Source organism: Micrococcus sp. IITD107 (genome assembly GCF_041927415.1).
Lineage (GTDB): Bacteria > Actinomycetota > Actinomycetes > Actinomycetales > Micrococcaceae > Citricoccus > Citricoccus terreus.
This window is the reverse complement of sequence record NZ_JBHFFN010000007.1, coordinates 32766-47952: the sequence shown is the minus strand read 5'-3', so window position 1 is coordinate 47952 and position 15187 is coordinate 32766. Positions and strand designations below refer to the sequence as shown.

At 70.2% G+C, this 15187-nt stretch carries 9 protein-coding genes; 5 read left to right on the top strand and 4 right to left on the bottom strand.

What is annotated here, in order from left to right; genetic code table 11:
* Positions 1 to 2: 2 nt before the first annotated feature.
* The 4 genes from ACEXHE_RS11870 to ACEXHE_RS11855 all read right to left on the bottom strand — a co-directional run bounded on the left by ACEXHE_RS11870 (position 3) and on the right by ACEXHE_RS11855 (position 5168).
* The gene (locus ACEXHE_RS11870; protein ID WP_374785934.1) at positions 3 to 1718 is read right to left on the bottom strand and encodes a DUF885 domain-containing protein; all 1716 of its coding nucleotides are present in this window, start codon (positions 1716 to 1718) and stop codon (positions 3 to 5) included.
* 257 nt (positions 1719 to 1975) lie between these two features.
* Positions 1976 to 2911 (bottom strand): hypothetical protein, encoded by a 936-nt coding sequence (locus ACEXHE_RS11865; RefSeq protein ID WP_374785933.1) that lies wholly within the window; start codon positions 2909 to 2911, stop codon positions 1976 to 1978.
* A 323-nt stretch (positions 2912 to 3234) separates the two neighbouring features.
* Positions 3235 to 3474 (bottom strand): acyl-CoA carboxylase epsilon subunit, encoded by a 240-nt coding sequence (locus ACEXHE_RS11860; protein WP_091697976.1) that lies wholly within the window; start codon positions 3472 to 3474, stop codon positions 3235 to 3237.
* 35 nt (positions 3475 to 3509) lie between these two features.
* Positions 3510 to 5168, bottom strand: coding sequence for an acyl-CoA carboxylase subunit beta (locus ACEXHE_RS11855; RefSeq protein ID WP_374785932.1), 1659 nt, complete (start codon positions 5166 to 5168; stop codon positions 3510 to 3512).
* Positions 5169 to 5346: 178 nt separating this feature from the next.
* Here ACEXHE_RS11855 and ACEXHE_RS11850 point away from each other — a divergent pair, with 178 nt between their 5' ends.
* From ACEXHE_RS11850 to ACEXHE_RS11830, 5 genes are all read left to right on the top strand, one after another.
* Positions 5347 to 5730, top strand: coding sequence for a hypothetical protein (locus tag ACEXHE_RS11850; RefSeq protein WP_177227916.1), 384 nt, complete (start codon positions 5347 to 5349; stop codon positions 5728 to 5730).
* Positions 5731 to 5843: 113 nt separating this feature from the next.
* Positions 5844 to 6761, top strand: a complete 918-nt coding sequence (locus ACEXHE_RS11845; RefSeq protein WP_374785931.1) for a biotin--[acetyl-CoA-carboxylase] ligase — start codon at positions 5844 to 5846, stop codon at positions 6759 to 6761.
* A gap of 61 nt (positions 6762 to 6822) precedes the next feature.
* On the top strand, positions 6823 to 7431 hold the full coding sequence (locus ACEXHE_RS11840) for a PH domain-containing protein (protein ID WP_374785930.1): 609 nt from the start codon (positions 6823 to 6825) through the stop codon (positions 7429 to 7431).
* Positions 7413 to 8738 (top strand): adenylate/guanylate cyclase domain-containing protein, encoded by a 1326-nt coding sequence (locus ACEXHE_RS11835; RefSeq protein ID WP_374785929.1) that lies wholly within the window; start codon positions 7413 to 7415, stop codon positions 8736 to 8738. Before ACEXHE_RS11840 ends, ACEXHE_RS11835 begins: the two co-directional genes overlap by 19 nt.
* Before the next feature lie 220 nt (positions 8739 to 8958).
* Positions 8959 to 15150 carry an Ig-like domain-containing protein gene (locus ACEXHE_RS11830; RefSeq protein ID WP_374785928.1) on the top strand — a complete coding sequence of 2064 codons (6192 nt, stop codon included), beginning with the start codon at positions 8959 to 8961 and terminating at the stop codon, positions 15148 to 15150.
* Positions 15151 to 15187 lie beyond the last annotated feature (37 nt).

Sequence of the window (15187 nt, the reverse complement as noted above, 5' to 3'; positions counted from 1 at the left end):
CCTCAGGCCATGGCCTCGCGCAGGGTGTCCAGGCCCATGGAGCCCAGCAGCAGTGCGCGCGTGTGGAAGGCCTTGAGGTCGAAGTCCTGGCCGGCGTCAGCGGCACGGCGCTGGCGGTCGGCGCGGATCTGCTCCCAGTGGCGCTGCCCGATCTTGTAGGACGGCGCCTGGCCGGGCCAGCCCAGGTAGCGGAGGAACTCGAAGCGGACCTGGCCGGGGGAGTCGTTGAGGTGCTGCTGCAGGAACGCGAAGCCGGACTCGGGGGTCCAGACCTCGCCGCCGTACTCCTGCGGGGCACGGAAGCCGCAGTGCACGCCGATGTCGAACACCACGCGGGCCGCGCGCATCCGTTGGCCGTCCAGCATGCCCAGGTGGTCGCCCGGATCCTGCAGGAAGCCGAACTCCTCCATCAGCCGCTCGGCGTACAGGGCCCAGCCCTCACCGTGGCCGGAGGTCCAGCACAGGTGGCGGCGCCAGTCGTTCAGATCAGGGTTGAGCATGGCGGTGGCGATCTGCAGGTGGTGGCCCGGCACGCCCTCGTGGAAGACCGTGGTGGTCTCGCCCCAGGTGGTGAACGAGTCCTCACCCGCCGGCACGGACCACCACATCCGGCCCGGGCGGGAGAAGTCCTCGGACGGAGCCGTGTAGTACACGCCGCCCTCCTGGGTGGGGGCGATCATGCACTCCACGCGGTCCATGGGCGCGGGGATGTGGAAGTACTCCTGCATGGCGGTCAGGGCCATGTCCGACTTGCCCTGCATCCAGGTGCGCAGCGCATCCGTGCCCTCGAGGCGGCGGGCCGGGTCCTGGTTGAGGATCTGACGGGCCTGATCGATGCTGGCTCCGGGCTGGATGGCCTCCGCATCGGTCTGCTGGGCGGCCACGATCCGGCGCAGCTCCTCCAGACCCCACTCGTAGGTCTCCTCCAGGTCGATCGTGGCGCCCAGGAACTCGCGGGAGGCCAGGGCGTAGCGCTCGCGGCCCACGGCGTCCTGTTCCGGTGCGTGCGGGCGCAGATCGTCCTGCAGCCAGTCTGCGAACTCCTTGTAGGCATGACCTGCGCTGATGGCGTTGGCCTCCAGCTCGGTCATCAGGGAGGAGGGCACGACGCCGGCCCCCGCGGCTCGCTCCACCAGGCCGGGGAAGAATCCGTGGTGCTCGCCGTGGGCACGGGCCTGCTCGATCACGATGTCCACCTGGCGCTGGGCAGGGGCCAGGCCGGCCTGGCGCGAGGCCTCCAGCGACTCGCGGTACCCGGTGAGGGCAGCGGGCAGGTTCTTCAGCCGGCCGGCGATGTGCTCCCACTGCTCGGCGGTGTCCGTGGGCATCAGGTCGAACACGGCACGGATGCCCTGGGCAGCGGAGGCGATGTTGTTCAGCTCGGTGCGGCCGGTGGCCACGATCTCGCGCTCCAGACCGATGCGCTCTCGCATGGCCGCCACAGTCACCCGGTCCACGTCGTCCTGCGGCTCGGCGGAGTCCAGGTCAGCCAGCAGGCGGCGATTCAGCTCGTCCTTGGCCTGCACCCCGGCGGGGGAGTAATCCCCGTACTCGGTCTCGTGCCCGGGCAGGCCCATGGAGGTGGCCATCTCCGGGTCCAGGGCGAGCACGTCCTTGACGTACTGGTTCGCCAGCGCATCGATCTGTGACGGCTCACGGGTGGAGGGGAAGGCCGGGGTGAGGGCCGCTTCCTGGTCAGGACGCTCGGTAGAAGTCATGGTGGCCATCCTAGGGTTCGTGCGGACGCTCTTGATCGCGGAACGTCGATTCCCTGTTGCACGCATCGTCGAGGTGGTCCTCTGTGATGCAATATTCGGCGCCAGCGCAGTCAATGTTGCATGACATGGCGGGAACTGAGGCTGATCTCGCCGAGGTGTGCAACGCAGCTCAGCGAAACGTCCAACGGTGTGACAGGGTCCCGCTGAATCCGCAGGAGTTCCACCTGTGCTCGCGGGGCGGCCCCACCAGAGCTGCTTCACCGGGTCTGCCGCTGGACGGCGCGACGCAGTCCGTCGGTGAACTCGCCCCACCCCACCGGCGTCAGCACACGGGAGGAGAGGCGAATGGTCTCCCAGCCTCGTTGTGACAGCCGATCGTCCCGGTGGATGTCCGAGGCGTACTGCTGAGCCTCGGTGAAATGGTGCTGGCCCTCGTACTGGATGGCGATCCGCCACTGGCGGTAGGCCAGATCCGGGCGAACAGACCACCCGTCCTCGAATGAGAGCAGAGGATTCACTTCGGGCTCGGGCCATCCTTCGTCCAGCAGACCGGTCCGCACCCACGACTCCGGCGACGAATCCACTCCGGTGCGGACGAGCTCCAGTGCCTGGCGAAGCAGGGGTGCGCCGCAGATTCCTGGACGCCGCCCCACCAGCTCGCGCATCTCGGCCAGGGTGGACAACGGGTTCATCCCCTCGTGGCGTCCAGAGCGGGGTGGCCCATCGGGGCGTTGGAGCAGGGAGTCTCCCGCCGCCACCAGTTCTCGGAGCGTGAGACGTTCTGAGGCCAGGTCGGTCCAGGTCCAGGCAGGAGAGGTGATGGCCACGCCGCGGATCATGCGGAGGTCCTGGTCCTGCGCGGCGGTGAGGTGGCCGGTGGTGCCGTCGACCCGCGGAATCCCGCCGTGACCACGCCTCCGTGCCAGGTGAATGGTGGGCTCCCGCATGGAGGAGGGCAGCCAGAGTCCCCAGAGGTGCGCGGCGGTCTGGTGGGTCAGGATGAGGGAGGGGTCGCGCGTGGCCAGTTTGCCGGCCACCTGCAACGGGTCCGGTTGATGCCCGGCAGTCATCCGCAGGCCGGGCTTCGGGGATTCCAAGCCAGCACGGTAGAGGTCGTAGTCGGTCAGTCCGTGGGCACGGGCCTCACCGAGTGTGAAGACGAGGGACAGCAGTGGGGACGAACGTGGTGCCATGCCCCCAGCAGACCCTGCGGGGCGTGAGGTCGCATGGGCGGGCGGGCATCCTGTTGATCAGCCGAGAGCGCCGGACTCCTGTGCAGGACGGGAGTCCGGCGCGGAGGGTGCTGGGAGGACGCTGATCCCTGCTGCACCGTGTGACGGAATCCGAGGGGCTGTTGCACCACTTGACCAGTTCCGGGGTCGAAACCGTCGAACTGTGCATCACGGCTTGGCCTCTCGGCAATCCGTGCAACCGAGACCCACGTAGCGCCGATCAGTGCAGCTCAGAAACCCTGGGTCAGCAGCACGCCCAGCGGTCACCCGCCCGGGTCAGGAGCTCAGTTCCAGCCGGCGGAGTTCTTCCACGAACCCGAGCCCGGGCGGTCCCACAGGCCCAGGCGACGGCGGCGGTCGAGGGTGCGGTCCACGGCGGAGGTGTCCTCACCGCCCGCCTGCTGGGCCTCCACGACGGCGGCCTGCACGATCGCGGTCAGCGCGGCGGTCTCCTCCGGGGTCAGGTTCCCTCGGATCATCAGTTCGCATGCCTCGGCAGCGGTGGTCTCGGTGACTGCGGTCATGGTCTCGGTTCCTTCGGGTCGGTGCTGGGCAGCCGTCACAGCGGCATGTTCCCGTGCTTCTTGGCGGGGCGGGCCTCGCGCTTGTGGAAGGTGGCCCGCAGGGCGCGGACCAGCTGGACGCGGGTCTCCGACGGGGGGATGACCGCATCCACGTACCCCAGTTCGGCCGCCTGGTAGGGGTTGAGCAGCTCGGCCTCGTAGTCCTGGACGATCTCGGCGCGGCGGGCATCCACGTCGCCGCCGGCCTCCTCGGTGGCTTTAAGGTCGCGGCGGTACAGGATGTTCACCGCGCCCTGGGCACCCATCACGCCGATCTGCGCGGTGGGCCAGGCCAGGTTCAGGTCGGCACCGAGCTTCTTGGAGCCCATCACGATGTACGCGCCGCCGTAGGCCTTGCGGGTGATCACGGTCAGCTTGGGCACGGTGGCCTCGGCGTAGGCGTAGATCAGCTTGGCCCCGCGGCGGATGATGCCGGAGAACTCCTGATCGGTGCCGGGCAGGAAGCCGGGCACGTCCACCAGGGTGATGATCGGGATGTTGAAGGCGTCGCAGAACCGCACGAACCGGGCGGCCTTCTCCGAGGCGGCGATGTCCAGGGTCCCGGCGAACTGCAGCGGCTGGTTGGCCACCACGCCCACGGTCCGGCCCTCGATCCGGCCCAGCCCGGTGATCACGTTGGGGGCGTAGAGCTCCTGGGTCTGCAGGAAATGGCCCTCGTCCACCAGGCGCTCGATCACGGTGAGCATGTCATAGGGCTGGTTCGCCGAGTCCGGGATCAGGGTGTCCAGTTCGAGGTCCTCGTCCAGCACCTCCAGCTCCTCCACGAACGGCTCGATCGGGGCCTCGGCGAGGTTGTTGGCCGGCAGGAACTCCAGCAGCTCCCGCACGTACTCGATCGCGTCCTCTTCATTGGCGGCGAGGTAGGAGGCGGTGCCGGTGGAGGCGTTGTGCTGCCGCGCTCCGCCCAGGGTCTCCATGTCCACGTCCTCGCCGGTGACGGTCTTGATCACGTCCGGGCCGGTGATGAACATGTGGGAGGTCTGGTCCACCATGACGATGAAGTCCGTCAGCGCGGGGGAGTAAGCGGCGCCGCCGGCGCAGGGACCCATGATCAGGGAGATCTGCGGGACCACGCCGGAGGCCATCACGTTGTTCCGGAAGATGTCGGCGAACATGGCCAGCGAGGACACACCCTCCTGGATGCGCGCGCCGCCGCCGTCGTTGATCCCGATCACCGGGCAGCCGTTGCGCGCGGCGAACTCCTGGACCTTGACGATCTTCTCGCCGTTGACCTTGCTCAGCGAGCCGCCGTAGACGGTGAAGTCCTGCGAATAGACAGCCACCAGACGACCGTCCACGGTGCCGTAGCCGGAGACCACGCCGTCGCCCAGCGGCCGCTTCTTGTCCATCCCGAACGCCGAGGTGCGGTGCACGGCCAGCGCGTCGAACTCCACGAAGGAGTCCTCGTCCACCAGCATCTCGATCCGCTCGCGGGCGGTGTGCTTGCCGCGGTCGTGCTGGCGGTCCACGGCAGCCTGGCCGGAGGGCAGCGCCGCCTCGGCCAGCCGGCCGCGCAGGTCTTCGAGCTTGCCGGCAGTGGTGGTCAGGTCCGGGCCGGTGGGCGCGGAGGAGGCAGAGCTTCCCGACGACGGCCGGCCGGGTTCTCCGGTCAGGTCCTGGGGTGAGGGGGTCATGGCTCCTCCGATCCGCCGCCCGGTCAGGCGATGCGTTTGGATGGTTCGCACAAGGGCGCGCAATCGTCAGCGCACAGTTCCGCGCGCAGAAGATCACTCTACTGAGGCTGGCGGGGGCCGCGCTTGTAGGAACCGCACAAACTTCGGTGGATTCTCAGGGGTAGGGCAGGATCAGGTGATGCAGACTTCACAGCAGCGCCGCGCCCACGCCTCGGCCCGCGTCATGTCCACCTTTCTCACCGGCATGGGAGTACTCCATTTCGCCAAGCCCCGCCCCTTCGACGGGCTGATCCCGCGGAAGCTGCCGGGCTCACCGCGCACCTACACCTACGCCTCCGGGGTGGCCGAGCTGGGCACGGCTGCACTCCTGGCCGTGCCGGCCACTCGGCGTCTCGGCGGGCGCGTGGCCACCCTGCTGTTCCTGGCGGTCTTCCCGGGCAATCTGGTGATGGCCCGCCGCTGGCGCCACCGCCCCTGGAAGTTCCAGCTGATCTCCCTCGGCCGGCTTCCGTTGCAGGCCCTGTTGATCCGAGCCTCCGAGTGCATCCACCGCCACGCCTGACCTTCGGGGACGGAGCTGCGGTCCTCGCCGGAATCACAGCGCGGCGCAGCCAGACTGCCCGTCGAGATCCCCCAGGCCTCTGGGGGTCCGCGGCGAGGGGTATACCTGAGGACATGACCGACGCGCAGAGCAACACGACTCCGGACTCCAATCTGACCTGGCTCGAGCACACCGACTCCACGCAGCAGGTGGTGCTGGACGGCGCTGCCCAGGACCCCCAGACGTGGCCCCACGGGGCAGCAGCGGCCACAGCGGACCAGCGCTCTGGTCGCGGTCGGCTCGGCCGGACGTGGATGGCTCCCGCCGGCAGCGCGCTCGCCCTCTCGGTGCTCCTGCGTCCCACAGTCGCACCGGCGCACTGGAGCTGGATCACCCTTGCCGCGGCGGCCACCCTCACCGATCTGCTGCGCGAACAGGGCGTCCCGGCGCAGATCAAGTGGCCCAATGACGTCCTGGTGGAGGGCGGCCGCAAGGTCAGCGGCATCCTGGCCACCGTCCTGCCGGACCGCTCCGGCCTCGTGCTGGGCATCGGCCTGAACCTGGACTTCGGCCCCGCCGGACCGCCCGTGCCCACCGCCGCCGATCTGACCCACTGGTGGGCCGATGCCGCCACCCTGGACCGCCCCACCCTGGCCCAGCGTCTGCGCGACGCCGTGGTGGCCGCTGTGGACACGCTGCAGGACGGCCTCGCCCACGAGCCCGAGCCCGTGGACGGATCCCACCCCGCCGTCCGCCACATCGCCGACCGACTCGCCACTCTCGGCCAACAGGTCCGAGCCGAGCAGCCAGACGGATCCACCCTCACCGGCCGTGCCGTCGGGCTGGGGGCGGGCGGCACCCTGCTGCTGGAGACGGGGCAGGACACAGCGCATCCCGACGACGGTCACGCACCGACCAGCGAGCGCGCAGGTCACGCACAGCCCGAGCATGGAATGATGGAGGAGTCCGCTGACTCTGCACCCTCGCGCCCCGCTGAGGTGAGGCGAGTGGAGATCTCGGCGGCCGACGTCGTGCATCTGCGGCCGCGCTGAAGCGGCCGGTGACCTGGCATGACACGGCAGGTGGACGCGGCAGGAGCACTCAGGAGGAGACGTGGCGGTCAAGCTGGCCCCGGGGGAGCAGGTGCGGGTGCGCACTCGATCCCATCCGCGTGCCCTGACCCTGCCCATGGTCCGGATGCTGCTGGTCGCCGCCGCCACCGGGTACCTGCAGGGGCTGCTGGCCCGTCCGCATGAACAGCCGGCGCTGATCGAGGCCCGGCCCTGGCTGGTGACCCTGGTGTGGGCGCTGGCCGGCCTGGCCCTGCTGCTGGGCACCGTCCGTCCACTCGTGCGGTGGCTGACGCGAAAGACCCTGCTGACCACCCACCGGGTGATCCAGCGGGCCGGATGGGGACGGTCCCGTGAGCGCACCGTGCACCTGCTCTCCCTGGCGGATGTGAGCGTGCGGCAGCGCCGCGGGCAGCGCCGGGCCGGATCCGGGGACCTGCTCCTGGACCACGCCACCGGGACTCGATGGGTGCTCACGGAGATGCCCGAGGCCGAACGCTTCCGCGCCCTGATCCTCGCCGAACTGGGGACCCTGCGCCGGCAGATCGCGCAGCAGGCCCAGCCCTACGGAGCACCGCCGCACGGCACTGCTGAGGCCGCCCGAGCCGCCGGACCGTACCGACAGGAGGCCACATGGACCAGCGCCCGATGACCGGCGGAACCCCTCGAGATGAGCACCACGATCCCGAGCACTGGCCCGAGGCCGAGATCGAGCCCGGACCGGATGGGTTCCACACCGGACCGCGCACGCTGCCCCTGGACCTTCCCGTCGACCTGCCCGTAGGGGACATCGCCACCGGCACCATCCCCGCCGTCAGTGCCGGCCCGGCCGGTGCCGACGAGTCCCTGGGCGCCCTGGTCGATCCCGCCGACACCACGGACTCCACCGACCCCGTCCCCTTGACCGGCGCCGAACGGGCCACCTGGACCCAGGCCATCCGCGTGCTGGACGAGGAGCTGCTGGGCGGACCGCGTTCCCTGGACCGGCGTGAGATGGCCGCCGAGCTCGGCGTCTCCATGGTCTCCGCCCGCAAGCTCTGGCGTGCCCTGGGCTTCCCCAACGTGCCGGAGGGGGAGAAGGTGTTCAACGACCAGGACGTGGCCGCCATGGACACCATGATCGACCTCGTCCGCCAGGGGGTGCTCAACGAGGAGACCGCGATCTCCCTGACCCGCTCGATCGGGCAGATGACCGACCGCATGGTGGTCTGGCAGATCGAGGCCCTGGTGGAGGACAAGATCAGCAGCCAGGGCATGACCGACCCCCAGGCCCGGCGCGAGGTGGTGCAGATGCTCAACAGCATCGTCGAGCCCCTCGAACAGGTCATGGCCTACTCCTACCGCCGTCAGCTCAACTCCGCACTGCAGCGCCTGGCCGTGCGGGTGGAGGCCGGCCTGGCCGCCTCAGACCACCTGCGCGACGGCACCGAGGATGACGCACCGCTGCCCCTGGCCCGCGCCGTCGGCTTCGCGGACATGGTCTCCTACACCTCCCTGTCCCGTCAGATGAACGAGCGCACCCTGGCCCAGATGGTCCAGCGCTTCGAGAACAAGTGCGCCGAGATCATCTCGATCGGCGGCGGACGCCTGGTCAAGACCATCGGCGACGAGGTGCTCTTCAACGCCGAGACCCCGGAGGCCGGTGCCCAGATCTCCCTGGCCCTGGCCCGGGCCATGTCCGAGGATCCGGTGCTGCCCTCGGCCCGCGTCTCCCTGGTGTGGGGCCGGGTGCTCTCCCGGCTCGGGGACATCTACGGCCCCACCGTGAACCTGGCCTCCCGCCTGACCTCGCTGGCCGATCCCGGCACCGTCCTGGTGGACGCCCTGACGGCCGCCGCCCTGGGCGATGACGAGCGGTTCATCCTCATCCCGCAGCCCCCACGGCTGGTCCGTGGCTTCGGCGAGATCCGGCCCTCCATCCTGATGAGCGGCAGCGGGGAGGGCCTAGTCCTGGACTGAGCCGCCATCACGGTGTCACACGTCACGGTGACGTCACCTGGCGCGGCTACACTGCGGTCAACCGCGTAGGGGCGCGACCAGTGCAGGGGAGTACGGCAACGTGAGCAGGGCACCACGGACACAGGCGGCATCCGGTCAGCGACCGGGCGCATCCCGACGACGTCCCTGGCGTACCAGCGCGACCTTCACTGCGGTCAGCGGCCTGGTGGTGACCGGGGCGGTGCTGTACCCCGGATTCGAGAGCACCACGGTGGACCTGCATGACGGCGGTGTGTGGGTGACCTCTGCCCAGGACGACTCCGTGGGCCACCTCAACGTGCAGTCCGGCACCTTGGACGGAGGACTGGCCTCCCCGTTCACCGACTACGAACTTCACCAGGACCAGGAACAGGTCCTGCTGCTCGAGCCGGCCTCCGGCGTACTGGCCCGCGTGGACCCGGCGGGCATGGTGTTGGCCGAACAGGCCATCCTGCCGGCCACCCACGGCTTCCGGCTGGGCGGGGGAACCCTCTCGGCCACGAACCCCCAGACCGGTGAGGTCTTCGGGATGCGGGCGGATCCGGTGCCGGAGGTGGACGGCGTCGAGCCGCTGCTGAATGTCGACGGTCCCGTGCTGGCCACCACCACGGTGGACGGAGTGGTGCTGGCCGTGGACGTGGAGCAGCAGACCCTGCACCGCTTCGCCCCGTCGGGCGGAGAAGACTCGCCCGCCGCTGACCTGGTCGCCTCCGAGCCGGAGCCCCTCGCTGGAGTCGCGGACCTCGACGAGCCGCAGCTGACCGCGGTGGGCGGGACCGCCGTCGTTCTCGACCCCTCACGGGGCACCCTGGTCTGGCCCGGGGGATCTGTGGAGGACCAGTCCCTGCGCGGAGCCCGTCTCCAGGCTCCGGGCCCCGAGAGGCCGGAGGTGGCCCTGACAGGACCGCGCACTCACCTGACAGTCTCGCTGGATCGCGGTCAGATCCAGGCCACCGACCTGACCGATCCCGCCCAGGCCCAGTCCCAGTCCGGCTCGCGGACCTCCGCTGCCGAGCCCGTGGTGGTGGGCGAGTGCGTCCATGCGGCGTCAGCCGCCACAGGCACGTACCTGCGCGACTGCCCGGATGAGACGGACGACGTCCTCCAAGCCGTGCCCCGACTCTCCGCTGACGCCGAGCTGGTCTTCCGCACCAATCGCACGGCTGTGGTCCTGAACGACGTCCAGGAGGGCACCTCGTGGATCGTCACCCAGGACATGCGCATGGTGACCAACTGGGAGGATCTGGAACCGCCGTCGTCTGAGGATGAGCGGGACGCGGAGGAATCCGAGGAGATCACCCGCGACACCGCTCCGCCCGAGCGGCGGGAGGAGAACAGGGACCCCGTCGCCGTGGACGACGAGTTCGGTGTGCGCGCCGGCCGCACCGTCCCGCTCCAGACGCTGCTGAACGACTCCGATCCGGATGGGGATGTGCTCACGGTGTCCGTGACCGGGCCCCAGCCCAGCGTCGGCGAGGTCCAACGCACCCACGACGGAGTGGCGTTCCAGCTGGTGGTCCCCGATGACGCCACCGGCGACTCGAGCTTCGAGTACACCGCCGATGACGGTCGGGGCGGCAAGGACAACGCCGCCGTCACGGTGCGAGTGGTGCCGGACGAGATCAACCGAGCGCCCGAACAGCTCCGGGTGCCCACCCTGACCGTCCGGGCGGGACAGTCCGTCACCGGCCAGGTCGTCACGGACTGGCTGGATCCGGACGGAGACGACGTCCGGCTCGTCGATGCCGTGGCCGAGGACCCGGACAGCGTCCGGATCCGACCGGACGGCCAGCTGACCTTCCAGGACGGACAGGGGGTCACGGGCACGCGAACGGTCGCGATCACCGTCACCGACGGGCGAGAGACAGCCCAGGGCACCGTGCAGGTGAAGGTGATCGACGGCCTGGCCACACCACCGGTGACCGTGGCCGACCACGTGGTGGCCGTGGCCGGCCAGGAGACCGTCATCCGCCCCCTGGCCAACGATGAAGACCCGCTCGGCGGAACCCTGCGTCTGGCCTACGTGGGCACGGCGCCGAACACCCAGAGCCAGTTCAACACCGAGGCCGGGACCGTCAGTTTCGCCTCACGCACGCCGGGGACGTACTACCTGGACTATGTGGCGGCCAACGAGGCTGACTCCACACCCGGACTGATCCGAGTGGATGTCATGGGCCAGGACGGCAGCGAGGGACTGCCGATCGCCGTGCGGGACATCGCGCTGCTGCCGGCTGGTGGACAGACCCTGGTGGACGTCACTGCCAACGACACCGATCCGGGGGGAGGCGTGCTGGTGGTCCAGGGCGTCCAGGTCCCCGCCACCGCTGACGGTTCACGGCCACTCGTCAAGGCCTCCGTCGAGGGGTACTCCGTCGTGCGAGTGGTGGACACGGGCGCCCGCAGCGCTCCGCTGACGCTCCACTACAGCGTGGCCAACGCCCAGGGCACCACGCGGGGCGAGATCACCGTCATCCCGTTGCCAGAGCCCGAGACCCTCCAGCCCCCGATCGCCGTGGCGGACACCGCCGTGGTGCGAGTGGGGGACATGGTCAGCGTGGACGTGCTCGCCAACGACCTCCACCCCCAGGGGGCTGAGCTGGCCCTGGAGCCGGAGCTGGCCGAGACCGTGCCTGAGGAGCATGGATTCGCCACCGTGTCTGACGGTCGCGTGGCTTTCCTGGCCTCGGAGCGACCCGGACGGACGTCGGTGGCCTACACGGTGACCGGGCCGGATGGCCAGCAGGCCTCAGCACGCGTGCAGTTCACCGTGGTCCCCATGGACCGGGAGACCAACTCCCCGCCCGTGCTGCCGGAGGTGACCTCTCGGGTGCTGGCCGGGCAGACGGTCAGGATCCCGGTGCGACTGCAAGGCACTGATCCGGACGGGGACTGGGTGTCCCTGACGGGCCTGGAGGGAACGCCGGCCCAGGGCACCGTCCAGATCGATGCCGGCCAGCTGGTCTCCACCGCCTCGGAGGGGGCCACCGGCACGGACAGCTTCACCTACCTGGCTGAGGACCGTCTGGGTGCACAGTCCGTGGGAACGGTCTCTGTGGGCATAGCTCAGCCGCCCACCAGCAACACCCCGCCCACGGCAGTGGACGACTCCCTCACCGTGCGACCTGGGCGAACGTTCACCGTGGATGTGCTCCGCAATGACGCCGATCCGGACGGGGATCCCGTCGCCCTGGTCGAGGGCGGATTCTCCAGCCAGGATCCCGCCGTGCAGGTCGAGCTGCGAGACGGGCGCCTGGCTGTCACCGCGCCGGATCAGCCCGGCCATCTCAACATCCGCTACACGATCGCCGATCCGCTGGGCGCCACGGACACGGGGACCCTGTCCGTGCGGGTGGATCCCGAGGCTGCGCTGATGCCGCCCATCGCCCGCGACGACCACATCAGCATGGACCAGGCCCGCGGTCAGACGGCAGTGGACGTCTCGGTGTTGGCCAATGATGAGGACCCGGACGGCTCTGTGGAGGATCTGACCGTGAGCGTCCCGTCCGTTTCAGGGGTCGCCTCCACCGCCTCCGTCACGGACACCGGTCAGGTCCAGATCCAGCTGACCGATGCGCCGCAGATCATCCCGTACCGCGTGACGGATCCGGACGGCGAAACGGCCACGGCCTTCATCACCGTTCCGGGAACCTCGTCCACGCCGCCGTGGCTGCTGGACAGCACACCGCGCGAGGTGATGGCCGGGGAATCGCTGGCCTTGGACCTGACAGCATTGGTGGGAGTCCGCGAAGGGCGCCAGCCGCGGCTGCTGCGGGACGACGCGGTGATCGCCTCACCCTCGACCGCCTCGGTCCAGATCGGCTCGGCCACGGCAGTGACCTTCTCCGCACCGGCGGACTACTGGGGTTCGGCGTCGGTGAACATGGTGATCACCGACGGCTCCAGCGCCGAGGACCCCACGGGGCTGACCTCCACCCTGACCCTGCCGATCACCGTGCTGTCTCGTCCCGAGCAGAACTCGCCGCCTCGAGTGCGCTCCACGGCCGTCGAGGTGACCGCCGGCGCCGAGCCGACCCCCGTGGACCTCTCACGCCTGGCCGAGGACCCGGACGGGGACGAGCTGTCCTTCCGGGTCGAGGAACCCGGGGACCAGATCCAGGCGGACCTGTCCGGCGCGCTGCTGCTGGTGAGCGCCGGGCCGGACACGTCTGCCGGCCACACCGAGGAGATCGGCCTCAGCGTCTCGGACGGGTCCGCCGAGCCGGTCCCGGTCACGGTGGAGGTGACGGTGATCCGCGACGAGGTGGACCCGCCTGAAGCGGTGGACGACCTGGTGGAGGACGCCCGTGCCGGACAGCAGGTCCTGGTGGACGTGCTGGCCAACGACATCAATCCCGCCGGGGATGACGAGCCCCTGCGCCTGATGACCACCGGTGTGGTGGCCGGCCAGGGCACTGCCACGGTCCAGGGGGACCAGGTGGCCATCACCCCTGCAGCAGGCTTCTCCGGTCGGCTGCGGGCCACCTATGAGATCCGCGACGCCTCCGGGGACCCGGCGCGATCCTCCACTGCGGTCATCACCGTGGTGGTGGCCGGCGTGCCCGGCATACCCGGGGTGCCCCAAGCCGACGGCGTCAACGACGGCACCGCCGTGCTGAGCTGGTCTGCCCCCACGGACCACGGCTCACCCATCACCCACTACCTCCTGCGCGAGATCGGGTCCGGGCGCACCATCGAGTGTCCGGCGACCAGCTGCACGGTGACCGGACTGCGCAATGGGGTGGAGCACCGCTTCACCGCAGCGGCGGTCAATGAGATCGGTGAGTCCCAGCCCTCCGCGCCCTCGGCGCCGATCACGCCAGACGTGCGCCCCCATGCCCCCGCCGCCCCCGCGACTGACCCGGGGGACGGCGTGGTGAACCTGACCTGGTCCGCTCCAGAGAACCCGGGAAGCCCCATCACCGGCTATCGCGTGCAGATCTCCCCGGCCGCACCGGGCGGCGGCACCGTGCGTACAGTGGGTCCGGCTGGCGGGCTGCGCTGGGACGGCCTGCAGAACGGGGTCCGCTATCAGTTCCGGCTCCAGGCGATCAATGATGCGGACGAACCCTCCGACTGGGGGCCGTTCTCGGCCGCCGTCGCCCCGGCCGGAGCCCCCGCGGCACCCGCTGCGCCCACGGCCACCCACATCACCTCCGTGGTGGACGGTGGGGCAGTCCAGGTGGACTGGTCCATGCCGGAGACCCACGGGGCGGCGATCGAGTCCTATGTGGTGACCGCCCATCAGGGCAGTGCCGTGGCCGAGTCCCGGACCGTGGACGGTGCTACCACTTCGTTGCGGTTCACCGGGCTCGACCCGAACGGCAGCTATTCGTTCTCCGTGCGAGCCAGCAACCGGGTCGGAGCATCACCTTCCTCGCCTCGATCCGCCGTGGTCACCCCCTACGGCCGCCCCCAGGCGGTCACCGGTGTCAGCACGCGGGCCACCGGCACCGACCGCCAGCTGACCGTCAGCTACACGGCCGTGACCGGCAGCGGCAGCCGCATCACCGGGTACCAGTACGCCCTGGACGGGGGCGCCTGGCAGTCTCTGGGCGCCAGCGGCCAGGTGATCACCGTCCCCGCCAACGGGGCGACCTACCGCCTGCAGGTGCGGGCCATGAACTCGGTGGGCCCGGGGGAGCCCTCGGCCGCCGTCACCACCGCAACGGCCTACGGGCCGATCCGGGACGCCTCCTCCATCACCTCCACCACGGGGACCGGGTCCGTCACGTTCCGGTGGAACTCGCGCACCACGGACTATGCCAATGGCCGTCCGATCACCTCGATGAAGGGCACCGCTGACGGCCGCACGGTGGCCAACTCCGGTTCCACCACCATCGACTCACCCAGCGGCGGGACCCACACCCTGGCGGTGACGGTCTGTGCGCAGGACACTCCCTGCCTCACGTTCACGGGAACCGGCATGGCCCGAGGCGAGCCCGCACCCACGCCGACCCCGCCGCCGACCACGGCCCCGACCCCGCCGCCGACCACGGCCCCGGCACCGCCTCCACCCACCACGGCGCCGGCACCGCCGCCGCCGACCACGGCGCCGGAACCCACCCCGACACCGACCCCCACAGTGCCCGCAGGTCCGCGCGCGCGGTGGGATGTGATCGACGGTGTTCGGGAATCAGCCTTCCTCTCCATTGAGAACGCCGCTCCGAACACCACCTATTACATCGACTGCTTCCCCAGCTCCGGGATGTACTACATCACCGATGCCGTCACCACCAATGACCGGGGCATGGTCTACGCACTGGTCTGCGAGGGGAATCCGGACCGCATGCCCGCCTCCAGTGACATGCTGGACTTCGGCGACGGCGTTCCCTTCGGCGTTCCCGGACCCACATACACCGGTCAGGTCGTCTATGCCAACGCCGGGTGGCAGTGACCGGCCCCGTCAAGGGGACCACTGCCCATCTCGAACG